The organism is Cryptosporangium sp. NPDC048952 (assembly GCF_043197895.1).
Classification (GTDB): Bacteria; Actinomycetota; Actinomycetes; order Mycobacteriales; family Cryptosporangiaceae; genus Cryptosporangium.
The window spans coordinates 78,170-100,815 of sequence record NZ_JBICTY010000010.1 but is presented as its reverse complement, the minus strand read 5'-3'; the positions used below and the strand labels follow the sequence as shown (position 1 = coordinate 100,815).

Annotated in this window: 26 protein-coding genes and 1 pseudogene; 17 read left to right on the top strand and 10 right to left on the bottom strand. The window is 69.8% G+C overall.

Annotated features, from left to right (window positions below):
* The first annotated feature begins 47 nt into the window (after positions 1-47).
* Positions 48-494: an SRPBCC domain-containing protein gene (locus ACGFY5_RS42215; protein WP_392730407.1), complete on the top strand. Its 447-nt coding sequence runs from the start codon at positions 48-50 to the stop codon at positions 492-494.
* A gap of 36 nt (positions 495-530) precedes the next feature.
* Here the strand turns inward: ACGFY5_RS42215 and ACGFY5_RS42210 are convergent, their stop codons facing one another.
* On the bottom strand, positions 531-1,076 hold the full coding sequence (locus ACGFY5_RS42210) for a helix-turn-helix domain-containing protein (RefSeq protein ID WP_392730263.1): 546 nt from the start codon (positions 1,074-1,076) through the stop codon (positions 531-533).
* Positions 1,077-1,139: 63 nt separating this feature from the next.
* Here ACGFY5_RS42210 and ACGFY5_RS42205 point away from each other — a divergent pair, with 63 nt between their 5' ends.
* From ACGFY5_RS42205 to ACGFY5_RS42160, 10 genes and pseudogenes are all read left to right on the top strand, one after another.
* Complete coding sequence (locus ACGFY5_RS42205; RefSeq protein ID WP_392730404.1) at positions 1,140-2,066, top strand: alpha/beta hydrolase; 927 nt, start codon at positions 1,140-1,142, stop codon at positions 2,064-2,066.
* Positions 2,063-2,884 carry a CPBP family intramembrane glutamic endopeptidase gene (locus tag ACGFY5_RS42200; RefSeq protein ID WP_392730260.1) on the top strand — a complete coding sequence of 274 codons (822 nt, stop codon included), beginning with the start codon at positions 2,063-2,065 and terminating at the stop codon, positions 2,882-2,884. Before ACGFY5_RS42205 ends, ACGFY5_RS42200 begins: the two co-directional genes overlap by 4 nt.
* A 67-nt stretch (positions 2,885-2,951) precedes the next feature.
* Positions 2,952-3,350: a PPOX class F420-dependent oxidoreductase gene (locus ACGFY5_RS42195; protein WP_392730258.1), complete on the top strand. Its 399-nt coding sequence runs from the start codon at positions 2,952-2,954 to the stop codon at positions 3,348-3,350.
* A gap of 25 nt (positions 3,351-3,375) precedes the next feature.
* Positions 3,376-3,948 carry a TetR/AcrR family transcriptional regulator gene (locus ACGFY5_RS42190; RefSeq protein WP_392730256.1) on the top strand — a complete coding sequence of 191 codons (573 nt, stop codon included), beginning with the start codon at positions 3,376-3,378 and terminating at the stop codon, positions 3,946-3,948.
* Between the two features lie 54 nt (positions 3,949-4,002).
* Complete coding sequence (locus ACGFY5_RS42185) at positions 4,003-4,713, top strand: SDR family oxidoreductase (protein ID WP_392730253.1); 711 nt, start codon at positions 4,003-4,005, stop codon at positions 4,711-4,713.
* 12 nt (positions 4,714-4,725) lie between these two features.
* Complete coding sequence (locus tag ACGFY5_RS42180) at positions 4,726-4,923, top strand: CGNR zinc finger domain-containing protein (RefSeq protein WP_392730250.1); 198 nt, start codon at positions 4,726-4,728, stop codon at positions 4,921-4,923.
* A 5-nt stretch (positions 4,924-4,928) separates the two neighbouring features.
* Complete coding sequence (locus tag ACGFY5_RS42175; protein WP_392730247.1) at positions 4,929-5,363, top strand: VOC family protein; 435 nt, start codon at positions 4,929-4,931, stop codon at positions 5,361-5,363.
* 128 nt (positions 5,364-5,491) lie between these two features.
* Positions 5,492-7,072 carry a DUF2142 domain-containing protein gene (locus tag ACGFY5_RS42170; protein ID WP_392730246.1) on the top strand — a complete coding sequence of 527 codons (1,581 nt, stop codon included), beginning with the start codon at positions 5,492-5,494 and terminating at the stop codon, positions 7,070-7,072.
* A gap of 18 nt (positions 7,073-7,090) precedes the next feature.
* Positions 7,091-7,774: an acyltransferase gene (locus tag ACGFY5_RS42165; protein WP_392730243.1), complete on the top strand. Its 684-nt coding sequence runs from the start codon at positions 7,091-7,093 to the stop codon at positions 7,772-7,774.
* Positions 7,775-7,824: 50 nt separating this feature from the next.
* Positions 7,825-8,202: pseudogene (locus ACGFY5_RS42160) on the top strand (aminotransferase class I/II-fold pyridoxal phosphate-dependent enzyme); the annotation flags it as partial.
* Positions 8,203-8,541: 339 nt separating this feature from the next.
* Here the strand turns inward: ACGFY5_RS42160 and ACGFY5_RS42155 are convergent.
* Positions 8,542-9,129 carry a TetR/AcrR family transcriptional regulator gene (locus ACGFY5_RS42155; RefSeq protein WP_392730241.1) on the bottom strand — a complete coding sequence of 196 codons (588 nt, stop codon included), beginning with the start codon at positions 9,127-9,129 and terminating at the stop codon, positions 8,542-8,544.
* Between the two features lie 50 nt (positions 9,130-9,179).
* On the opposite strand from ACGFY5_RS42155, the gene ACGFY5_RS42150 reads away from it, so the two are divergent.
* A complete protein-coding gene (locus tag ACGFY5_RS42150; RefSeq protein WP_392730238.1) occupies positions 9,180-10,595 on the top strand; it encodes an MFS transporter in 1,416 nt (471 codons plus the stop codon).
* 3 nt (positions 10,596-10,598) lie between these two features.
* Entirely contained in the window at positions 10,599-10,775 is a 177-nt protein-coding gene (locus ACGFY5_RS42145) for a hypothetical protein (RefSeq protein ID WP_392730236.1), read from the top strand.
* Here the strand turns inward: ACGFY5_RS42145 and ACGFY5_RS42140 are convergent.
* Genes ACGFY5_RS42140 through argS form a run of 4 tightly spaced genes read right to left on the bottom strand, consistent with a single transcriptional unit; the run spans position 10,768 to position 15,435 of the window.
* A complete protein-coding gene (locus ACGFY5_RS42140) occupies positions 10,768-11,325 on the bottom strand; it encodes a TetR/AcrR family transcriptional regulator (protein WP_392730233.1) in 558 nt (185 codons plus the stop codon). The two genes, ACGFY5_RS42145 and ACGFY5_RS42140, sit on opposite strands and share 8 nt — an antisense overlap.
* Complete coding sequence (locus tag ACGFY5_RS42135) at positions 11,322-11,672, bottom strand: VOC family protein (RefSeq protein WP_392730232.1); 351 nt, start codon at positions 11,670-11,672, stop codon at positions 11,322-11,324. Before ACGFY5_RS42135 ends, ACGFY5_RS42140 begins: the two co-directional genes overlap by 4 nt.
* On the bottom strand, positions 11,669-13,801 hold the full coding sequence (gene helR, locus ACGFY5_RS42130; RefSeq protein WP_392730229.1) for an RNA polymerase recycling motor ATPase HelR: 2,133 nt from the start codon (positions 13,799-13,801) through the stop codon (positions 11,669-11,671). Before helR ends, ACGFY5_RS42135 begins: the two co-directional genes overlap by 4 nt.
* 50 nt (positions 13,802-13,851) lie before the next feature.
* Entirely contained in the window at positions 13,852-15,435 is a 1,584-nt protein-coding gene (gene argS / locus ACGFY5_RS42125; protein ID WP_392730226.1) for an arginine--tRNA ligase, read from the bottom strand.
* A 202-nt stretch (positions 15,436-15,637) separates the two neighbouring features.
* On the opposite strand from argS, the gene ACGFY5_RS42120 reads away from it, so the two are divergent.
* Positions 15,638-15,871, top strand: coding sequence for a hypothetical protein (locus ACGFY5_RS42120; protein ID WP_392730225.1), 234 nt, complete (start codon positions 15,638-15,640; stop codon positions 15,869-15,871).
* Here the strand turns inward: ACGFY5_RS42120 and ACGFY5_RS42115 are convergent.
* Positions 15,868-16,626, bottom strand: coding sequence for an SDR family NAD(P)-dependent oxidoreductase (locus ACGFY5_RS42115; RefSeq protein ID WP_392730222.1), 759 nt, complete (start codon positions 16,624-16,626; stop codon positions 15,868-15,870). The genes ACGFY5_RS42120 and ACGFY5_RS42115 overlap by 4 nt on opposite strands.
* Positions 16,627-16,712: 86 nt before the next feature.
* Between ACGFY5_RS42115 and ACGFY5_RS42110 the strand changes: the two genes are divergently transcribed.
* Positions 16,713-17,549 (top strand): helix-turn-helix transcriptional regulator, encoded by an 837-nt coding sequence (locus ACGFY5_RS42110; protein WP_392730220.1) that lies wholly within the window; start codon positions 16,713-16,715, stop codon positions 17,547-17,549.
* Positions 17,542-18,405, top strand: a complete 864-nt coding sequence (locus ACGFY5_RS42105; RefSeq protein WP_392730218.1) for an alpha/beta fold hydrolase — start codon at positions 17,542-17,544, stop codon at positions 18,403-18,405. The genes ACGFY5_RS42110 and ACGFY5_RS42105 overlap by 8 nt, the downstream gene beginning before the upstream one ends.
* Here the strand turns inward: ACGFY5_RS42105 and ACGFY5_RS42100 are convergent.
* Positions 18,371-19,561, bottom strand: a complete 1,191-nt coding sequence (locus ACGFY5_RS42100; protein ID WP_392730216.1) for an MFS transporter — start codon at positions 19,559-19,561, stop codon at positions 18,371-18,373. The two genes, ACGFY5_RS42105 and ACGFY5_RS42100, sit on opposite strands and share 35 nt — an antisense overlap.
* 221 nt (positions 19,562-19,782) lie before the next feature.
* On the opposite strand from ACGFY5_RS42100, the gene ACGFY5_RS42095 reads away from it, so the two are divergent.
* Entirely contained in the window at positions 19,783-20,994 is a 1,212-nt protein-coding gene (locus ACGFY5_RS42095) for an ABC transporter substrate-binding protein (RefSeq protein ID WP_392730214.1), read from the top strand.
* 60 nt (positions 20,995-21,054) lie between these two features.
* On the opposite strand, the gene ACGFY5_RS42090 is transcribed toward ACGFY5_RS42095, so the two are convergent.
* Together ACGFY5_RS42090 and ACGFY5_RS42085 are read right to left on the bottom strand one after the other, a co-directional pair.
* Positions 21,055-21,543, bottom strand: a complete 489-nt coding sequence (locus ACGFY5_RS42090; protein ID WP_392730211.1) for a hypothetical protein — start codon at positions 21,541-21,543, stop codon at positions 21,055-21,057.
* Between the two features lie 262 nt (positions 21,544-21,805).
* A complete protein-coding gene (locus tag ACGFY5_RS42085; protein ID WP_392730402.1) occupies positions 21,806-22,486 on the bottom strand; it encodes a response regulator transcription factor in 681 nt (226 codons plus the stop codon).
* Between the last annotated feature and the right edge of the window lie 160 nt (positions 22,487-22,646).

The window sequence follows — 22,646 nt, the reverse complement described above, 5'->3', positions numbered from 1 at the left end:
GGCCGGTAGGCTAACGGCGGCAGACAGCGGGAGGAGCCGTCGTGAGCATGTACGAAATCGTCCGCGAGTACCCGTACCCGATCGAGGAGGTGTGGCAGGTACTGACCGATCCCGCCTACGTCGCGCGGTGGACCACTACCGGGCAGGGGGGACGTCCCGAGGGATTCGCCGCGGTGCCGGGCACCAAATTCCGGTTCGTCGGCAAGCCCGTGATGGGCTGGTCCGGCGTCGTCTACTGCGAGGTGATCGAGGTCGACGCGCCCCGATCCCTGCGCTACACCTGGAAAGGCGACGAGGACACCGACGACGTCACCGACGTCACCTACCGGCTGGAACCGACCGCCGCAGGCACGCGTTTCACCTGGACGCATACCGGCTTCACTGGCGTGGGCGGCTTCGCCATGTCCAGGCTGCTCGGAAGCGTGCGCCGGAAGATGCTCGACGACGGCGTGCCGGCAGTCCTGGCCGCGCACCACGCGGAACTCGCCCCGTGATCGATGTAGGGCCGGGCTCCAGCCGTCGGCGCGGCGTCAAGTGTTGGGCCGCCTCGTGGGGGCGTCCGGTATCACGACGAGGTTGACGACGCGGCGGGTCCGTCCGCCGTCGCGGATGTTGCCGGTCCGGCTGACCACCGCGTGTTCGATCTCGTCCACCATGGCGGTGAACTCTTCGTCGGTGAGCCATACGGCTGCTTGCCGGTAGACCACGCCGTCCCGGTTGGGGTCGGCGTCGTCAGAGGCGAGGTAACGGTCGAAGTCGCCGATCAGTGATGCCGCGAACGTGGTGTACGCACGCCGATGATCGTCGCGGGTCATCGTCGCCCGGGCGGTGGCGTCGACCACGGCCTGCTCCTTGCGCACCCGGTAGCTGCGTTCGATCGTGCCGCGTACGCGCCGTTCGTCGACGACCTCCAGCACGCCCGCGTCGACCAGTACGGCGACGTGCCGGTACATCGTCGCCGGCGGGATGTCCGGGAGGCGATCCCGCAGCTGGCCGGTGGTCAGCGGATCGGCGTCGAACAGCGCTTGCAGGATGCGCATCCGGACCGGGTGGAGGAGGACGTCCGCGGTTGCCACCACCCCAGGATCCCACATACGATAATGTTCTCAGAGTTGATAATGTTCTTAGGGATGAGAACGATGCGTGTGGTCGAGATGACTGCGGTGGCGGACGACGGCCTGCTCCTGGCCGGTGCACTGGCACTGCCCGACGGGACCGGCCCGCATCCGGCGGTCCTGCTGCTGCCCGGCTCCGGCCCGCTGGATCGAGACGCCAACACGCGTCGGCACCGCATGCAGCTCGGCCCGCCGCTCGCTGCCGCACTCGCCGCCAACGGGATCGCTTCGCTGCGGTACGACCGACGCGGCGTCGGTGCCACCCCGGGCAACTGGCGCGCCAGCGGCTTCACCGCCACCCGCCGAGACGCCGAGGCGGCCCTGTGCGCGCTGGCAGATCGACCCGAGGTCCGCGCCGACGCGATCGGCGTCATCGGACACAGCGAAGGCGCGGTGCACGCCATGGCGCTCGCCGCGCGCACCTCGGACGTACGGCCGACGGCGGTGGTGTTGCTGGCCGGGTTCGCCCGGCCGGGCGAGGACGCGCTGCGCCGGCAGGCCGAGATGATCGCCGACAGTCTTCCCGCTCCCGTGCGACCGCTGCTGCGCACAGTGGCCGACCGCTACCTGGCCCGAGCCACCGCGACCAGTAGTGACGTGGCACGTATCGCCGGGATACCGGTCAACGCCCGGTGGATGCGCGAACTGCTGGCCCATGACCCTCGGCCGGACCTGGCCAACGTCCGGGTACCTGTCCTGGCCATCACCGGTGACAGCGACATCCAGGTCGATCCCGCCGACCTCGACGAGATCCGCCGGTTGGTACCGGGCGAAACCGAGATCCACCGCATGCCCGGCCTCACCCACCTGCTGCGCCGTCTCGACGGTCGGCCGTCGCTACGCACCTACCCCCGGCAGCTCCGCGAACCGATCGACTCCGAGCTGCTCACTCGCATCACCGGCTGGCTCACCGCCCGACTTGCTGTAGGCACGAAAGGGACAACGCCGTGAAACTCGGCCTCTTCTTCACCGTCGCGTTCGGTACGACCTGGGCCTGCTGGCTCACGGCCATCGCGCTCGGCGGATCGCCGACGAGCCTTCCCACCGCCATCCCGTACCTGCTGGGCGGCTTCGGCCCGGTGTACGGCGCGATCGCGGTCCGGATACGCCGGGGGCGGCGGGGGGAACCGGTGCCCGCGCACACCGTGCCGTGGCGGCAAGGCCGGCGACTGCTGTGGGCGCTTCCGCTGCTCGTGTTGGCGTCGGGGACGGTGCTGGTCGCCGCGGTGCTGGCCGATCTGCTCGGCGGCCCTGCGGTCGACCTCACCGAGGGCCGCGAGCTGATCGCCACCGCCGGAGGCGTCGCGCCCTTCCTCGTCAGCATGATCGTTGCCGGTCCGTTGGCCGAGGAGCCCGGCTGGCGCGGAACCGCCTACCCGCGGTTACTCGACTCGATGAGTCGTCTCCGGGCCGGCCTGCTGCTCGGTGCCGTCTGGGCCGTGTGGCACCTGCCGCTGTTCTTCATCTCCGGCACGGTGCAGGCCGATCTCGGGCTGCTCAGCTGGAGCGGGCTGATGTTCACCCTCAGCGTGTTCCCGATGGCGCTGCTCACCGGGTACGCCTATGAGCGGGCCGGTGTCGTCGCGGCGATGGCGGTCCATTTCGGAGTGAATACCACGATCGCGGTGCTGACCCTCGCGTCGCCGGTCGCCCTGGCCGCTGTACTGACCGTCCAGATCGTCGCGGTGATCGCTCTCCTCGCCCGGCGAAAGGCGCGTCCGGTCTGCGGAGCACCCCGAACAACCCCCGTCGCTGCGGGCCAGCTCTGAGCCACGGGTGCCTCCGTCGACTGAAGGTGTACGATACTGTCTCGTACACTTACGGAAGAGGGTCTTCGTGAAACTGCCCGACGAGCTGATCACCCTGCTGGAAGCGCCCAGCATCTGCCTGATCGCTACGACGAACCCCGACGGCTCGCCCCAGCTCACCCAGACCTGGGTGGCCACCGACGGCGAGCACGTCCTCATCAACACGGTCGAGGGTTATCGCAAGACGCGAAACATCGAACGCGACCCGCGGGTCGCCGTCAGCATCCTGGATCGGGACGACCCCTCCTCGTACTACTCGGTCACGGGCGTCGTCGTCGACGCCGATACCGACCGTGGCGCAGAGAGCATCGAGGCGCTCTCGCAGAAGTACACCGGCGGTCCGTACCGCAACTACGCCGGACAGGAAGCGGTCCGGGTGCTCCTCACGATCGAGGTGGACCGCATCGTCCACCAGCCCTGGCGCTGATCGCGACGGCAGCTGGGAGGCGGGCATGGAGCGGGGACGGGCGCGGACCGACGCGATCCTGGCAGCGGCGCTGGAGCTGGTCGAGGAGGTCGGCTACAGCCGCGCGTCGGTGGACGCGATCGCCGCGCGGGCCAAGGCCTCGAAGATGACGCTGTACCGCCGGTGGCCCAACAAGGCCGAGCTCGTCGCCGAGGCGCTGCGCCGGCAGTCCGAGGGGCCGGCGGCCGAGGTGCCCGACACCGGCAGCCTGCGCGCTGATCTGGTGATAGCGGTCGAGGGGATCGTCGAGGCGCTGCGGGGCGGTACCCGTGCCTCGCTGCTGAGCCTCACCGAAGCGGTGCGCGAAGACGCGGTTCTGCGCGACTTGATCCGCGCGCAGATCGAGGATCGTTGTGCCGCCGATGCGGCAGTGATCTCCGGTAACGCGGCGGCCCGCGGTGAGCCGGTCGACGTCTCGCGCGGCGCGATGGCGCTGCGGGTGGCGGTGTCGCACCTGTTCACGAGCATGTTGCTGCACGGCCGTGAGCCGTCCGCCGCCGAGCGAACGGCACTGATCGACGGGGTGCTGCTGCCGGTGGTCGGCCACCCCGCGCAGTGATCCGCCTCACGACACTTGCCTCTGACGTCAACGTCAGGTTTTAGCGTCGTCGGTATGCAGATCAACGGCACAAAAGTTCTCGTCACCGGCGCCAACCGCGGACTCGGCAAGGCCTTCGCGGAGGCACTCCTCGCCCGCGGCGCCACCACCGTCTACGCCTCCGCGCGTCGCCCCGAGTCGATCGACATCCCCGGCGTCGTCCCGCTCCGACTCGACCTCACCGACCCGGCGTCGATCGACGCCGCGGCGGCCGAGATCGGCGACCTCGACATCCTCATCAACAACGCCGGCATCTCGACGGACGCCCCCTTGCTCGGCGCCTCCACGGACAACATCCGCCGCGAGTTCGAGACCAATTTCTGGGGCACGCTCGACGTCACCCGGGCGTTCGCGCCCCGCCTCGCCGGCGGCGCGATCCTCAACGTCATCTCGGCGCTGAGCTGGTACGCCTTCGCACCGACCAGCAACGGTTACGCCGCGTCGAAGGCGGCGGAATGGTCGCTCACCAACGGCGTCAGGCTCGAGCTGGCCGACCAGAAGACCCAGGTCACCGCGCTGGCCCTGGCGATCGCCGACACCGACATGATGGCCGGCTACGACATCCCGAAGCTTTCACCGCACGAGGTGGTCACCCAGGCGCTGGACGGTCTGGAAGCGGGCAAGCTCGAGGTGATCGCCGACGCTCCGACCGCGAACGTCAAGGCCTCCCTCTCGCGCGACCCCGCCCTCTTCTACGCCGACATCCACGCCGCGCTCTTCGGGTGACACTCGGCTTGAGTGTGTGGCCACAATGGCCGCCAGCCGCGGCCGCGGCTCGAGGCGTGCCGCGCCCTGGACTGCGGCTGGCTGTTCCTCGACAACTCGCGGAACGCGTCCCGTCGGTGGTGCGAGATGGATGACTGCGGCAACCGGGCAAGGGGGCGGCGTTCCGGGCTCGCGCCAAGCCGCACTAGTTGCACGAATGCGGAACGCTGACCGCCATGATGCAGCGCTTGGACAACATCGCCATCGTCGTCGACGACCTCGAAGCAGCGAAGGCGTTCTTCACCGAGCTCGGCCTCGAACTGGAGGGCGAGGCCACGGTCGAGGGCAGCGAAGTCGATCGGCTCGTCGGGCTCGAGGGGGTTCGGTCGGACATCGCGATGATGCGTACCCCGGACGGCCACGGGCGGCTCGAGCTGACCAAGTACCAGTCGCCGTCGATCCGGGCCAGCGACCCGCAGGCGCCGGCGAACACGCTGGGTGCGCATCGCGTCATGTTCGCGGTCTCGAACATGGACGACGTCCTCGAGCGGCTGCGGCCGCACGGTGCCGAGCTCCTCGGCGAGCTGGTGCAGTACGAGAACAGCTACCGACTTTGTTACCTCCGAGGCCCCGCAGGGATCCTGGTCGCGCTGGCCGAGCAGCTCACCTGACCGGCAGCCACCGCAGTGAGCACGGCGGACACGCGCGGAACCTCCGTAAGAGGTAGCGAACCTCGGGATAGGTTCCGCGCGTGGCCAACCCTTTTGTCACGATTCGCTCTGTTCCGCGACTGGTTTGGATGATCGTTGCGCTGCACGTGGCGATCGTGCTCTGCCAGACCGCCGTCTTCCCCAACTTCCGGGCGCCGGACGAGCGGCAGCACGCCGACCTCATCGTGATGGTCGAACAGGGAAAGGCGTGGCCCTGGCCGGGGCCCGGCGAGCTGGACGTGTCGAAGGGGAGCAGGGCCGGTGGCTTCACCACGTCCAGCCGGGCTCCGCGCCGGATGCACCTGCCCGACCGAACCCTGCCGCCCCGCGACGAACGGGCGTCGTATTCGGACGCGGGCGGCAGCGACAACGCCGGACAGTCGTTCAACCAGCTGATCCAGCACCCGCCGCTCTACTACGTCACTGGCGCCGCGTTCCTGTCCGCACTCCCGGGCTGGGAAGACGTTCCGTTCGACCGGGTCTACCTGCTGCTGCGGTGGTGGAACGCGCTGCTCGCAGCCGCGCTGCCGGTGCTGCTGTGGGCGACCGCGCGGCGACTGCGACTGCCACGGCCGCTACCGATCGCGGCAGCGCTCGTCCCACTCGCGATCCCGGAGCTGACGCGCAACGAGTCGGCGATCAACAACGACAACCTGCTCGTCGTGCTGATGGCCGCGGTGACGTTGCTGATGGCCAGGGTGCTGACCGGTGACACCTCCCGACGCACCGCCCTCGGGATCGGCGCGCTCACCACACTGGCGTTGCTGACCAAGGGCTTCGCGCTGTTGATCCCCGTGTGGATCGGACTGGGATACCTGGTCGCCGCGCGCCGGTACGGCAAAGGAACGTCACTGGCGATCGCCTGGGCCGCGTCGGTTCCCGGCATGCTGTGGTGGGCCCACAACAAGCTGGTGTACGGCGCGATCCAACCGGACGGCCGCACGTCCGAGGTGGCCGAGAAGGTCGCCCGCTACGGCTGGTCCGACGGTGGGGCCATCTGGCTGCAGAATCTCGTCGAGCGGATCGGCACTTTGTTCTTCGTGCAGGACCAGTCCGGCCAGCGGCTGCACGACTGGCCGTGGAGGGCCGCGTGGGTCGCCGTCGCTCTGGTGGTGCTGGCCGTCCTCGTGACGCTGGTCGTGCGGACCCTGCCGCGGTCCACGTCGCTGGTGCTGCTGGCGCCGGTCGTCGCGCTGTTCCTGATCGTCGCCAGCGGGACGTGGGCGAACTTCGTCACCGACCGCAACCTGTACAGCGGAATGCAGGGGCGCTACCTGTACGGCGGGATCGTCGGTCTGGGCGTGGTGGCGATCGCGGCGGCGGCCCGGCTGCGGGACCGGGTGCGCTGGTGGGTGCCGATGGCGGTGCTCGTTATCGCGACGATTTTGCAGCTCGTCTACCTGCACTCGGTGCTCGAGCTGTTCTGGGCGTCGCGTTCCGCGTCCGGGACGGCGGCGCTCGAGCGTGCCGTGGCGTCGATCTGTTCCTGGTACGCGTTGCCGCCGGGGATACTGCTGGTCGTCGTGGCCTCTACTGTCGTCGCCGGCGCCGCGGTCGCGTACGCGCTCGTGCGGATGGCCTGGCGGCATCGGGGAGCGGGTGCCCCGCCCGTGGTCGAGGTGCCGGCCGTCGCCCCGGAGGTGGGGATCCTCGCCCGCGCGACGCGCTGACCGCTTAACCTCCGGTGCGTGAACATCGGCATCAAGTCGTTGCTGAACCGGGGCGTGCTGGCGGGGTGGCGGTGGCTCGACCAGATCGGCAAGGTCACGCCGGGCACCCGGGCCGCAGCGGGGTTCGGCAGCTTCGGAGCGCACTCCAGCATCGGTTTCCCGTCGGCGACCCTGATGAACACGCGGTCGATCCACATCGGCTCGGGCGTGATCGTCGGACGCCAGGTGACGCTGTCGGTCGGCTACTGGCCGGACTTCCCCGGCATTCCGGACCGCGGCCTCGTGATCGGCGACCGGTGCGTGATCGGGGACCGGTCCGGGCTGGTCGCGCACGAGTTGATCGAGCTGGGCGACGACGTGTGGTTCGGGCAGGACGTGTTCGTCTGCGACGCCAGCCACGGCTACCAGGACCCGGACCTGCCGATCGGTAACCAGTTCGGTGACCACCTGCCCGTGCGGATCGGAGCGGGCTCGTGGGTCGGCCACGGCGCGATCATCCTGCCCGGCACCACGATCGGGCGGAACGCCGTGGTGGCGGCCGGGTCGGTGGTCCGCGGCGAGGTCGAGGACCACACCGTCGTCGGGGGAGCCCCGGCGAAGCTGATCCGACGGCTCGAGCCGGGCGTCGGCTGGGTGGGTCGCCGCGGTGACGTACGGCCGGTGCGGCGCGGCTACTTCGGCGAGGAAGAAGAGTCGGCCTAGCGTCGGCAGCGTGCTGGCGTACGCGTCGACCAGCGAACCAATTCGGCGCCATTGGCTCTGTCGCGGGCGCCCTGGTTCTGACGCCCTGTTTCCCGCCGGCCCTGGCCGTTCCGAAGAAGGCCGACGTCGTCGAGCTCTCGTTCGACGACGGCTACCGGCTACCGTCGATCGCGGCGGCGCTCACGCCGGAGACGCGTCTGGTCTCGCTCGCGTCCCCACAGAATCCGTCGGGTGTGCGGTTCACCGACGCGGAGCTGCGGACGCTCCTCGCGGAGGTCGCCGAGCACGCGCCGGATGCCGTCGTGCTGATCGACGAGACGTACCGCGCCTCCACGTACGACGGGCTCGTTCCGGCCTCGGCGGCGGGCCTTTCGCCGCGCGTCGTCACGTGTTCGTCGCTGTCGAAGGCCCACGGCGCACCGGGCCTGCGCATCGGCTGGCTGACCACCACCGACGCGGAACTGTACGCGCGGCTGCGCGAGGCGAAGTTCGTGTCGACGATCGCGTGCTCGACCGTGGACGAGTACTTCGCCGCGGGCTCGACGAGCTGCTGCGGTGGGGTCGGCTGGAGATCGTCGTGCCGGACGGTGGAGCGCTGTGCTGCCTGCGCCTCCCCGAGGGCGTGGAGCCCGGCTTCCACGATCGCCTGGCTGCGCTCGACACCCGGGTCGCGCCCGGTTCCTGGTTCGGTTCGGACGACCGGGTGTTCCGCGTCGGGTTCGGGCACCTGGAGATCGACGAGTTCCGATCGGCCTTGGACGCGGTGGCTAAAGCGGTCGGCTGACGCCGTTGCGGAGCGCGTCGAACAATTCCTCGACGCGTGCCCGGTGGTCGTCGGCGACAGCGCGCAGGGGCTCGTCCGCGATGAGGCGGCGAGCGGTCTCGACCAGGACCGCGCTGTAGCCGGCGATGAAGAACGCGCTCAGCAGCGTCGCGTCGCCCTCGATCTCGTCGGCCAGCGTGTGCTGGAGCTCGGCGGCGATCTCCCGCGTGCGCGCGATCAGCGCGGGGGACTCCGCGACGGTCCGGTAGAACGGGGCCGACCCGTCGGCGAGGCCGGAGAGCGAGTGCCGTTCGTCGACCAGGAGCAGTGTCGTTCTCCGCAGGGACGCGAGCGGGTCGGCGCTGCCGTGGACGGCAGCACGCAGGAGTTCGACGGCTTCGTCCGTGCGGTCCAGGAACAGGTCCTCCTTGCGCGGGAAGTGCTTGAACACGGTGACGCTCGACACCCCGGCCTCGCGGGCGACCTCGGCGACCGTGACCGTGTCGAACCCACGCGCGAGGAACAGCTGGGTCGCGACCTGTGAGATCCGCGCCCGTGTCTGCGGCCCCCCACGCTCTCCGGTCCTGGGCATGTGACCCCGATCTCTTGTGTGACTAAACTTAGTGACTTAACTTAGTTGCCATGGATACGGAGCAATCATCCCTGCGCGAGGCGTGGGTGGCCCTCGCGGGGCTCTCGGCGGTGTTCCTGTTCGAGATGCTCGACAACTCGATCCTGAATGTCGCCCTGCCCACGATCGGACGCGAACTGCACGCCTCGACGACCGCGCTGCAGTGGGTCACCGGCGCCTACGCGGTGGTGTTCGGCGGCCTGATGCTGGCGTTCGGTGCCGTCGCCGACCGGTACGGCAGGCGGCGGGTCATGCTGATCGGGCTCGTGCTGCTCGGCGTGGCGAGCCTGGCGACCGCGTTCGTCGGAACCGCCGAGGAGCTGATCGCCGTGCGGGTGGCGATGGGGGTCGCGGCCGCGATGACGACTCCCGGCTCGATGGCGCTGGCGTTCCGGCTGTTCGACGACGACGCGCTCCGCGTGCGTGCGACGACGCTGATCTCCACGGTGGGGTTGGTCGGGCTCGCGATCGGTCCGACGGCGGGTGGGTTCGTGCTCGCGGTCGCGCCGTGGCAGGCGTTGTTGCTGGTCAACGTGCCGATCGCGATGCTCGCTTTCGTCGGTGTGTCCCGCGGGATCCGCCCTGACCAGCCGAGCAAGACCGGGCTCGACGTGGCTGGTGCGCTGCTCGGCACGCTGACGATAGTGCTCGCGCTCGTCGCGCCGACGCTGTTCGTGCGCGGGGAGACGACCGCCTGGGTGGCCACGGCCGGGGCGGTCGTCGCTGCCGTGCTCTTCGTGTTCCGCGAGCGCACCGCACAGCACCCCCTTCTCGACCTCGAACTCGTCGCACGCCCGCTCGTGTCCAGCGGCCTGGCGTTCAAGGCCGCCGCAGGTCTCGCGACCGCGGGCCTCGGCTACCTGGTGACGCTGCAGCTCCAGCTCGACTGGGGCTGGTCACCCGGGCAGGCGGCGCTCGGGATGCTGCCGCAGGTCGTCGTGCTCGTCGCCGGTGGTGCGCTGGTGCGCCCGCTGATGGAGAAGCTCGGCCTCGACCGGGCCGCCTGGATCAGCGCGACAGCGGTCGTGGTCGGGCTCGCCGTCTACGGGGTGCTGGGACGGTTCGGCTACGGGTGGGTGGCGCTCGCGCTCGTGCTCGTGGCGGCCGGAATGCGCGTGGTCGGGGTCGTCGCCGGGGTGAACGTGCTCCGCGGGCTGCCGGAGGACCGGACGACGATCGGCGCGGCGCTCGTCGACACCGCCAGCGAGGTCACAACCGGGGTGGGCATCGCGGCCACCGGCACGATCCTCGCGGCGATGTTCACCGGCAGCATCGCCACCGCGGGGTGGAGCGTGCAGCAGACCGCGGAGTTCCGGAACGCCGTGACGGTCGCCGGCCTGACGCTCACGGTGGTGGCCGCGGCACTCGTCGGCTGGGGATTCCGCAGAACTACTCAGGTGCTCAGGAACGTCGGCAGCGACGCTTGAGGCATGTCGATCACAGAGATCCGCTGCCTCCTCGCCCGACGCGCCGACGTCTCGATCCGACCCACCGCCACCGTCCCCGGCCCGTTCCCGAAGCAGGTGGACGTCAGCGACCGGATGGTGTGCCGGTCGCTCGACCGTAGCTCGCGCGAAGTGCTCCGGGCGCAGAAGAAGCTCATGTAGGCCAGTTCCGCAGCAGCGCGTCGAGCGCGTCGTGGATGCGGTTCCACGACTCCTCCGAGTCGGGGGAGCTGTGCGCGAACCCCCCGGCCGACTCCAGGCTGGTGTAGCCGTGGAAGACGCTGCCCAGCAACCGCACCGCATGGGTCTGGTCCGGCTCCGACAGGTCGTATCCGCGCAGGACCGCCCGGATCATCTCCGCGTTCCGCGGCCCCGCACTGGCCGCCGCCGTCCGCGGATCGAGCCTCATCCGGGTCGCCTCGTACCTCCCCGGATGCTCCCGCGCGTAGTCGCGGTAGACGTTCGCCAGCGCGATCAGTGCATCCTTTTCGGCCCGCCCCGCCAGCGCGGCTTCGCCGCTGTCCGCCAGCTCCGCGAGGGCGAACAGGGCGATCCGCGTCTTCAGGTCCTGGGAGCTCTGCACGTGCGAATACAAAGTCGATTGCTGGACGCCCAAGCGCCGCGCCACCGCCGACACGGTCACCCGGTCGAACCCGACTTCGTCGGCGAGTTCGACCGCCGCGCCCACCACGCGCTCCGGGCTGAGCCTCACGCGTGCTGAGCGACGTTGACCACCGTGCCGTCCGGCGTCCGCACGAAAAAGCGGTAGATGCCCCACGGCTCCCTTGTCAGCGGGTGCACGATCTCGTAGCCCCGTGCCTGCGCGTCGGCGTAGGCCGCCTCCACGTCGTCGACCTGAACGGACATCGCCGGGTTCTCCGGCGCCGTCGCGTCCTGCGTCACGAGTTGGACGTTCGCCCCGGTCTCCGGGGACGTGAACCGGGCGACCCAGCCCAGGTTGAACTCCTCGGTGCTCAGCCCGAGGAAGTCCGTGTAGAAGGCTTTCGACGTCTCGATGTCGGCGACCGGAAGGTTGACCAGGACACGATTCACCCTCATGTGGTCAGTATGACGAGTCGCTGGGTCGCGCGGGTCATTGCGACGTAGCGGTCGACAGCGCCTTCGATGCCCTCGCCGAACGACTCGGGGTCGACCAGGACGACTAGGTCGAACTCGAGTCCCTTGGAGAGTTCGGGGGTGAGGGAGCGCACGCGCGCCGTCCCTTCGAACGCCGGGTGGCCGATCACGCACGCGATGCCGTCGTCGTTGTCCGCCAGCCACGATTCCAGGATCGAGTCCAGCTCGGAGACCGAGCCGTGCCCGACCGGAACACCACTGCTCCGGATCGACGTCGGCACGTTGGCGTCCGGCAGCGCCGCCCGGATGACCGGCTCGGCTTCGACCATGACCTCCTCCGGCGTCCGGTAGTTGATCGTCAGCGAGGCCAGGTCGATCCGGTTGAGTCCGATGCGCTTGAGCCGCTCCTCCCACGACTCGGTGAACCCGTGCCGCGCCTGCGCGCGGTCACCGACGATCGTGAAGCTCCGCGAGGGGCAGCGCAGCAGCAGCATCTGCCACTCCGCGTCGGTCAGCTCCTGCGCTTCGTCGACGACGACGTGCGCGAACGGCCCGGCGAGCGCGTCGGGCTCGGCGACGACCAGACCGCTCTGGTCGATCAGGACGTCTCCGAAGCTCCCGCGCACCATCGTCATCAGGCCGTAGCCGTACTCGTCGTCGGCGGCCTCGATCAGGTGGTCGACGACCTGGTCCATCTGCTCCTGCCTGGCCGCGACCTCGGCGTCCCGCTGGCGCTGCCGCGAGTCGAGCCCGGCGTCGCCGAGCCGTTGCCGGGCGGCGTCCAGGAGGGGCAGGTCGGAGGTCGTCCAGGCCTTCGAATCCTCCCGCTGGAGGGCCCGCACTTCGGCGGGGGACAGCCACGGAGCGCACTTCCGCAGGTACGCCGGCACCGACCACAGGTCGGAGACCAGGTCGGCGGCGTGCAGCACCGGCCACGCGCGGTTCAGCACGCCCCGGAGCTCGGTGTTGCGCTCCAGCGACTCCCGGCTGTCCTCCGACGACTTCGCGACCAGGATCTCGACCAGCTCGTTCCAGATCTGCTCGCGCGCCTCGTTGTGCGGTGTGGCGTGACCCACGGCGTCGAACGCCTCGGCCCAGTCCTCGGCGCTCAGCCAGACCTCGGACTGGTCGACAGCGACCCGCGCCCCCTTGCGGGGTGGTTCCTCATAGAACCGCACCGCTGTCTCGATCGCTCGTACCAAGTCGGCCGACGCTTTGAGGGCGGCCACGGCGGGATCGGTCTCCGCCGGTGCGGTCGCCCCCTCGGTGACCAGGTCGCGCAGCGTGCAGATCTGGACGTCGTCCTCGCCGAGGCTCGGCAGGACGTCGGACACGTACGCGAGGTACGGCTCGTGCGGGCCGACGAACAGCACCCCGCCGTGCCGGGAACCCAGCCGCGGGTCGGAGTAGAGCAGGTACGCGGTGCGGTGCAGGGCGACGACGGTCTTGCCGGTACCGGGACCACCGTCGACGACGAGCGCGCCGCGGGACCCCGCGCGGATGATCGCGTCCTGGTCGGCCTGGATCGTGCCGAGCACGTCGCGCATCCGGTCCGAGCGGTTGCCGCCCAGGCTGGCGATGAACGCGGACTGGTCGTCGAGTGCGGCGTGGCCCTCCAGGCCGTCGGGCGTGAAGACCTCGTCCCAGTAGTCGTTGATCCGGCCGCGCATCCACCGGTAGCGGCGGCGGCTCACCAGGCCCATCGGGTTGGCGTGCGTCGCTCCGAAGAACGGTTCGGCGGCGGGCGAACGCCAGTCGACCATCAGCCGGTGGCCCGCGCTGTCGGTTAGCCCGAGGCGGCCGATGTACACCGGCTGGGGGTCGCCGTCGCGCACGACCCGGCCCAGGCACAGGTCCAGGCCGTAGCGTCGCACCGTGCGCAGGCGCGCGCTGAGCCGGTGGACCTCCTGGTCCCGGTCCATCGCCTTCTGGCCGATACCACCGGGAGCTTTGAGAGCGACGTCGAGACGTTCGGTCAGGTCGGCGATCAGGTCCTCGAGGCTCGCCGCGATGGCGGCGAAGTGCTGGTCGTCGTCGGCGATCAGCGCAGGGTCGGCCTTCGCGACGAGGCGCTCGGGCAGGTCGAAAGCGCTGGTAGACACGGAATTCACGTCGTTAGCCTGAACCCTCACCGGGGGCTTGCCGCAAGTCCCCCTCTGCGCTATACGTTGAAGTGGGAAGAGAGGCGGCGCATCTCTTCCGGGGCGGCGATGCCGAGCAGGGACAGGCCCGTACGGAGCGTCCGGGCGGTCAGCTCGGACAGCCGGAGCCGGCTCGCCTTCAGCGCCGGTTCCGCTTTCAGCACCGGGCACTGCTCGTAGAAGCTCGAGAACGTGGCGGCCAGGTCGTACAGGTATCCGGCCAACCGGTGCGGGTCGCGCTGGGCGGCGGCCGCGGTCACGGTCGGTTCGAAGCCGAGAACCGCCAGCGCGAGCTTCCGCTCCTCCGGAGCCACCAGGCGCACCGGGCCCACCGGCGAACCGGCCAGCGCCAGCAGCGACCGGATCCGCGCGTGCGCGTACTGCAGGTACGGCCCGGTGTTGCCGGTGCGGGCCAGCATCCGATCGACGTCGAAGACGTAGTCAGTGCGCCGGTCACTGGACAGGTCGGCGTACTTGAGCGCTCCGATGCCGATCTCCGGTGCCGACGCCGAGCCCACGGCCTCGTCGAGCAGGTCCGCGAGCTTCGCCGCGTCACCGGACCTGGACTTGAGCATTTTGCCGTCGGACCCCAGCACCGGACCGAACCCGATGTGTTCCGCGGTGGCCTCGGTCAGCCAGCCGGCTTCCCGGGCCACGGCGAAGACCATCCGGAAGTGGTCCCGCTGCGGCGCACCGACGACGTAGAGCAGCTTCGTCGCTTCCAGGGTGACGACCCGGTGCCGGATCGCGGCGAGATCGGTGGCGCCGTAGGCGTACCCGCCGTCACCCTTCCGGACGATGAGTGGCACGTCGTAGCCCTCCGGGAACGCGCAGAGGGCGCCTTCGCTCTCGGCGAGCAGCCCTTTGGCCTCCAGTTCGGCCACCACGTCGTCGAGCGCATCCTGGTAGAAGCTCTCGCCGACGAAGTGGTCCGGGCCGAGCGTCACGTCGAGCCGCGCGTAGACGTCGAGGAGCGCCTCCTCGGACTGCCGGACCAGGTCCGTCCAGCGGGCCCTACTCTCCGGATCGCCGGACTGCAGCGCCACGACCCGCCGCCGGGCCCGGTCCCGGAAGTCCGGGTCGGCGTCGAAGCGCTGCCGAGCCTCCTGGTACGCGCCGCCGTGCTCGATCAGCATCCCGACCGGCGTGCCCCAGTCGCCGAGATGGTTCACCCGGACGACGTCGTGGCCCTGCCATTCGAAGATCCGGGCCAGCGCATCGCCGATGATCGTCGACCGCAGGTGGCCGACGTGCATCTGCTTGGCGACGTTCGGCCCGGAGTAGTCGAGCACGATCCGCTCGGGGTTCGTCTTCGCGATCGGTGCGTCCAGCGCCGACGTGATCAGCGCGTCGTCGAGCGTCAGGTTGAGAAAACCGGGTCCGGAGACGGTGACGGTCGCGATCCCGCTCAGATCCGTTGCTTCGGCAATGGCGGACGCCAGATCGCGCGGCGCCCGCCGCAGGGTGCGTGCCAGCGCGAGCGCGGCGCCGGACTGGAAGTCGGCGCCGCGCTGCGACGGGCGCACGGCGGGGTCGACGGGAACGCCGGCCAGGGCGTGCAACGCCGGGGCCAGCCGGGCGGCGAGAAGAGCTTCGAGATCCATGGGTAGCCAATCGAGGTCCGCAGGGAAAACGGGTCGATCGGCAGCGAGGCGGGTTCGACCCGCCGGGCATGCGAAAGCTAGCGGCGGTCTGGGGTCCGCCGGCGTCGCTCGCAGTAGCCGTACATGTCCCGGATCATATCGGCGTATCAAACCGCGTAACCGCGGCTCTGTACCCGTGACGACCACTGGGGGAGGAGCAGACGTGGACTACGCAGTGACGTTGGAAGTCGTGCGGCTGGCCGAACAGTTCCACGAGCGGTTCGACGAGGCCCGGCGGGCCGCGCGGTTCGACGGGCTGGCCGAGGCGCGCAGGCAGGCGGCCGCGGCATTACCGCAGGACGCGGAGCTGATGTTCCGACGGCTCACCAGCCTGCAGTGCCTGACCGCGCGCCCGGATCTCGCCGAGCACTTCCTTGATGGGAACTTCTTCGATTAGGCGCGAGCGCCGCCGTCGACGCGCAGCACGACACCGGTCACGAACGACGCCCGGTCGCTGAGCAGCCAGGCGGCGGCCTGGGCGATCTCGTCCGGGTCGGCGCCGCGCCCGAGCGGCGTCGCCGCGACGAGCCGTTCCTGCAGGCCGGGTGAGTCGGCCTCCCAGGCGCGGATCATCTCGGTCAGCGTGTTGCCGGGCGCGATCGCGTTGACCCGGATGCCTTCCGGCCCGTACGTGACGGCGGCGGACTCGGTGAGGCTGTTGACGGCTCGCTTCATCGCGCCGTACGCGGGGAGCGCCGGGTTGCCCATCAGGCTGCCGACGCTGGAGTTGTTGACGATCGCCCCGGTGCCGGCGGTGGCCCGGATCGCGGCAATCTCGGCGCTCATCGCGAGCCACTGGCCGCGGAGGTTCACGGTGTAGAGGCGGTCGAAGTCGGAGATGCTGACCTCGTCCAGCGGCCCGGGCGGGGCGATCGTCGCTCCGTTGTTGAACGCGACGTCGAGGCGTCCGTAATGCTCCAGCACGGCGTCGACGACGGCGCGCACCTCGTCGGCGTCGGCCAGATCGCAGCGGACGTAGTCCGCGGTGCCACCCGACGCACGGATCTCCTCCGTGACCGCCTTCAGCTGGTCTTCGCTGCGCGCCGCGAGCAGCACCCGCGCTCCTTCCACGGCGAACAGCCGCGCAGCGGCTGCTCCGATGCCCCGGCCGGCGCCGGTGACGAAAGCGACTTTGTTCTCGAGCAGGTTCATGGATCGAGCGTGTTGCGGTGGGCGGGAGCTATCCAGGCACGAGTGATACCTGGCTGCGGGGCGGCCCCGGGAGCACACTCGGATCCGTGGACAGACGCGAACTGGCGGACTTCCTGCGCAGCAGGCGCGAGCGGATCACGCCCGCTGACGTGGGCCTTCCCGCCGGGCAGCGGCGGCGCACACCGGGGTTGCGCCGCGAAGAGGTGGCGCGGCTCGCGTACATCTCGCCGGAGTACTACTCCCGGCTCGAGCAGGCGCGCGGTCCGCGGCCCTCGCGGGAGGTGCTCGCCGGACTGGCCCGGGCGCTCCGCCTGTCCGACGCCGAGCGCGCCCACCTCCACCACCTGGCCGGAGCGCCCGCGGCGGCACCGCCCGGGCCGCTGCGCGAGGTGCGGCAGAGCATCCTGGATCTGATCGAGCGGCTGCCGCTCTCCGCGGCGTTCGTGACGGCCGCGGACTACGAGGTGCTCGCGTGGAACGACCTCGCGGCGGCGCTGATGACGGACTTCTCCGCGTTGCCGAGGCGCGACCGGAACCTGCTCCGTCGGGCGTTCCTCGGGGGGTTGTTCGGGGTGTCGGATCGCGCGGAGTTCGAGCGGTCGTCGACCCGGCAGTTGCGGGCCGTCGTGGCGCGATATCCCGACGATCCGGGGCTGCAGGAGCTCGTTGACGAACTGCACGCCGGGAGCGAACGGTTCCGGACGCTCTGGGCGTCCCACGACGTCGACAGCGGGCCGACGCTGAGCAAGACGTTCCAGCACCCGGTCGTCGGGCCGGTCACCGTCAACTGCGACGCGCTCGACGTCGCCGACCGGGACCAGCGGGTGGTCATCTACACCGCGATCCCGGGCTCGGCGTCCGAGGAGGCCCTGCGCCTGCTCTCGGTGATCGGCACCCAGCGGATGGGGGACATCCATGTTTGACGGGTTCGTCACCGAGCGGGTCGACGTCGGCGAGGTGGTGCTGAACGTCCGCCACGGCGGCGACGGCCCGCCGCTGCTACTGCTGCACGGATACCCGGAGACCCACCGCATGTGGGAGGCGATCTCCGGCGAGCTCGCCGAGGAGTTCACGGTCGTGACGCCCGACCTGCGGGGCTACGGCGACAGCAGCGCGCCGCACACGGTCGCCGACCACACCACCTACGGCAAGCGGGCGATGGCACAGGACGCGGTCGCGCTCATGCGCCACCTGGGGTTCGGCAGCTTCGACGTCGCCGGGCACGACCGCGGCGGGCGGGTCGGCTACCGGCTCGCGCTGGACCACCCCGACGCGGTCCGTCGGCTGAGCGTGCTGGACATCGTGCCCACCGCCGAGGTGTGGGCACGCGCCGACGCGCGCTTCGCGCTCGGCTACTGGCACTGGCCCCTGCTGGCCCAGCCGGAGCCGATCCCGGAGACGCTGATCGCGGCCGACCCCGACTGGTTCTTCTTCGACGCCCAGTTCGGCGGCGCGCTGCGGTCGTTCGCGGCGATCGACGACTACTCCCGGCACGTTCGGGACCCGAAGGTGATCCACGCGGTCTGTGAGGACTACCGCGCCGGCGCCACGTGCGACCGTGCCGCCGACGAAGCGGACCGGGCAGCGGGGCGTCGGATCGGGTGCCCGGTGCAGGTGCTGTGGGGCTCCCGCGGGGCGGTCGGGGCGTGGTACGACCCGTTGGCGGTCTGGCGGGAGTGGGCCGACGACGTGACCGGTGAGGCGATCGAAAGCGGCCACTTCGTCCCGGAGGAGAATCCTGCGGCTACGGTCGCGGCGCTGCGACGGTTTCATCGCTGACGACGAGGGCGGTGCGGCGGCCCACTAGCCAGATCAAAAGGGCTACGACGCTCAGGGCGGCGCCGGCCGTCGAGACGGCTGACCAGCCGCCGATCGCCCACAGCACCGAGGCTCCGGCCGAGCCGATCGCGCCGCCGATGAAGTTGCTGGTCACGAACGCGGTGTTCAGGCGGCTGCGCGCCGAGGCCGAGACCGAGAACACCCGGGCCTGGTTGAGGATGAGCATCCCCTGAACGGAGACGTCCAGGAGCACGATCGCTATCAGGACGGCGACGACGGAGTGACCGCCGAACCCGGCCACCGCGAACGCGACGAGCGTCAGCACCCAGGCGGCGCCGGTGGCCGGGAGCGACCAGCCGCGGTCGTGCAGTCGACCGGCACGTTGGGCGGCGAGCGCCCCGGCCAGCCCGGCGAGCCCGAAGAGCCCGATCACCGACACCGGGTAGCCGTACGGCGGTGCGCTGAGCAGGAACGTCAACGACGTCCAGAACATCGTGAACAGCGCGAAGCCGATCGCGCCGAGAAGCAGGGTCCAACGCACCGCCCGCTCGCGGGCCACCGCCGTCGCGACCGAGGCGATCAGCGCCGGGTAGCGGAGCCGCTCCTTCGGCGGCAGCGTCGGGATCGACCGGTGGAGCACCCCGGCGAGCACCAGCGCGACGACCGCCGCGGCGGCGAAGATCGTGCGCCAACCGGCGACGTCGGCGACGAATCCGCTGATCGTCCGCGAGACCAGGATCCCGATCAGCAGGCCGGAGACGACAGTGCCGACGATCCGTCCACGGTTGGTGTCGTCGGCCAGATCGCCGGCCAGCGGCGTGAGGATCTGCCCGGAGACCGTCGTCACGCCGACCGCGGCGATCGCGACCAGCAGCGCGCCGAGTGACGGGGCGAGCGCACACGCGGTGAGTGCCGCGGCGGCGCACACCATCATGATCGGCACCAGCTTGCGCCGGTCGAGCACGTCGCCGAGCGGCACGACGAGCAGGATGCCGACTGCGTACCCGATCTGGGTAGCGGTCACCAGCCAGCCGGCCGTCGCGGGAGACGAGTGCAGGTCGCGTGCGATGAACTCGAGGAGCGGTTGGGCCCAGTAGAGGTTGCCGACCGCGGTGCCACCTGCCACCGCGAACAGCAGCGTCAATCTATTGCTCACTGCAACAATCCTACCGGTCCGGCTTCTTGCAATTACGTCCATCATGAAGAATTCATGAGGAAAGCAATTCTTTCCAATCTGGAGGGATCCACTTCCTCGCTCGCCGCAGCTGTGGTGGAATTGCGCCGCGCGACGTTGGGAGGCGTTGCGCGCTGCGGCACCCCCTAGCCATCGAGGTGCCGCTATTCGTTAGGAGTGAGATTCTGCAGAAGGCAGGCACGATGAAGATCCGTCCATTGAGCCGCAGGTTCGCCGGAGCTGTGGTGGCAGCACTGGTGCTTTCCGCCGCGGCCTGCGGGACGAGTGACGAGACCGAATCGTCGGACTCCGGTTCGGGCTTCAAGCCCCCGAAGCTGGAAGCTCTGAAGTCCCTCGGCAAGGCCGAGGGAACCGTCAACGTCCTGTCGTGGGCGGGGTACGCCGAGGACGGTTCGAACGACCCGAAGGTCGACTGGGTCACGCCGTTCGAGAAGGCGACCGGCTGCCAGGTCAACGCGAAGGTGTTCGGCACGTCGGACGAGGCCGTCAGCCTCATGAAGACCGGCCAGTACGACGTGGTGTCCGCGTCGGGTGACGCGTCGCTGCGGCTGATCGCCGCAGGTGACGTCGAGCCGGTGAACACCGACCTGGTGCCGAACTACGCCGACGTCTTCGACTTCTTGAAGAACCAGAAGTGGAACAGCGTCGACGAGGTCTCGTACGGGGTGCCGCACGGGTGGGGTGCGAACCTGCTCATGTACCGCAAGGACGTCGTCAAGCCTGCCCCGACGTCGTGGAGCGCGGTGTTCGAGGACAACGCCGCGACCAAGGGCAAGGTCACCGCGTACGACTCGCCGATCTACATCGCCGATGCTGCGCTGTACCTGATGAAGACCAAGCCCGAGCTGGGGATCAAGAACCCGTACGCGCTCGACGACAAGCAGTTCGACGCCTCCGTCGCCCTTTTGAAAAAGCAGAAGGCCAACGTGGGCGAGTACTGGTCGGACTACCTCAAGGAAGTCTCGGCGTTCAAGTCCGGCGACTCGGTGATCGGCACGTCCTGGCAGGTCATCGCGAACGTCGCGAAGGCCGAAGGGGCGCCGATCGAGGCGGTGCTGCCGAAGGAGGGTTCGACCGGCTGGTCGGACACCTGGATGGTCAGCGCGAAGTCCGAGCACAAGACGTGCGCCTACAAATGGCTGGACCACATCGTCTCGCCGAAGGCCAACGCGCAGGTCGCGGAGTACTTCGGGGAGTCGCCGGCCAACGAGAAGGCCTGCGCGTTCACCGCGGACAAGAACCACTGCACGACGTTCCACGCCGGTGACGCGTCCTACGCCAAGCAGATCTGGTACTGGTCGACGCCGATCACCCAGTGCCTCGACGGCCGTACGGACGTGAAGTGCAAGGACTACTCGGCCTGGACCCAGGCCTGGACGTCCATCAAGGGATGAGAGACGACACGGCCCGCCGGGAGTCCCCGACACTCCCGGCGGGCCGTGTGTACGAGCAGGTCAGATCGAAATACGAATACCGAGGAGGTTGACGTCGATGAGCTTGCCGCGGTCGTCGTCGGCGTCTTCGGACGAGCTGGATCCGGAGCTGGAACTGGAATCGGAGCTGGATTCGGACTGGGCGGGTTCGGGTTCCTCGGCCGGTGGAGCCGCGGCCGAGTCGTTGCCGGAACCGGTGTTTCCGGAACCGGTGTCCGCAGCGGGCGGTGACGCCGTGGCCTCGTTCGCCGGCTCGTCCGCGACGGGCGACGCAGAGGGAGCGCCCGCCTTGGCCGACGGGGTCGACGTCGCGGAGGGGGACGCCGACGACGAGCTCAGTGCCTCGTCCTCGGCCTGGACGTCGATCGGCCCGATCGTTCTGACCTGGCCGCCCTCGCCCGACTGCCGGGTCGGCAGTCCGAGCGCTTGGGAGTCCGTCGGTCTGTGCAGGCCGAGGACCATGACCGTGGCATAGGTCAGCCCCACGAGGCTGGCCAGACACAACGTCACCCGGAACGCACGACCAGCCGGTGACGACGAGAAAACCGGGCGCTCGCGCCGCGGTCGTGGACTCTCGGTCACCTTTTCGCGGGCCCGATGGCGGCCCGTTCTGGAAGTTTCGGTCGTTGTGGGTTCGGTCGTCTCGGTGGGTGGAGCGTTTTCAAGTACGCCCGGTAACGACACTCGAGCCATGATGGCATGGTAAACCGTGTGACCAGTTGTGCACAGATGGGCTGATGATTCCACCGTTGTGCAGTGGTGAGAACGCTGGTCAGACGCCTTCCGGCTGACGCACCTCGAGTACGTAACCCGCGCCGCGCACGGTGTGGATGAGTGCCGGGAAGCCGAGTTTGCGCCGGAGCTGCGCGATGACGACGTCGACCACGTTGGACATCGGCTCGGTACCCGAGTCCCAGCAGTGCTCGATCAACTGGGACCGACTCACCACTGTGGCGTCCGCCGCGGCAAGCGCCTCGAGCACCGCGAACTCCTTGGCGGTCATCGTCAGCAGGACACCGCTCCGCCGGATCTGGCGGCGCCGGACGTCGATCTCCAGATCGCCGACGCGGGCGATCGGCGGCGGCTGCCCACCGTCACGTGCCGTGCGCCGGCACAGGCTCCGTACCCGCGCGACGAGCTCCGCGGCCGCGAACGGCTTCACGAGGTAGTCGTCGCCGCCGTGGGCGAATCCGGCCACGCGGTCGGCGACGGTGTCGCGCGCGGTCAGGAACAGCACGGGAGTGGACCAGCCGCTGTGCCGCCGGGACTCCACGTAACCGATGCTGTCGCCCGCCGGGAGCATCCGATCGAAGACCACGCAGCTGTAGGGGTGCGTGGAGATCGCTTCGTCGGCTGGTGGGATGTCTCCGACGAGATCCACCGCCATGCCGGTTCCGCGTAAAGCGGCGGCGACCGCGTATCCCAGTTCGGCTTCGTCTTCGACCACGAGCACTCGCACCGGTTCATCCTGCCAGCCGATACCGCTTCCGTGTGTCCGTCAGATGTAATTGGTTATCCGATGCGCGCGGAGTATTGGTCGAATCCCGCTCGGTGACCACTCTCATGAGGATCTCATGAAGTCCATTCATGAGGAATTGATGAAGTGAATGGTG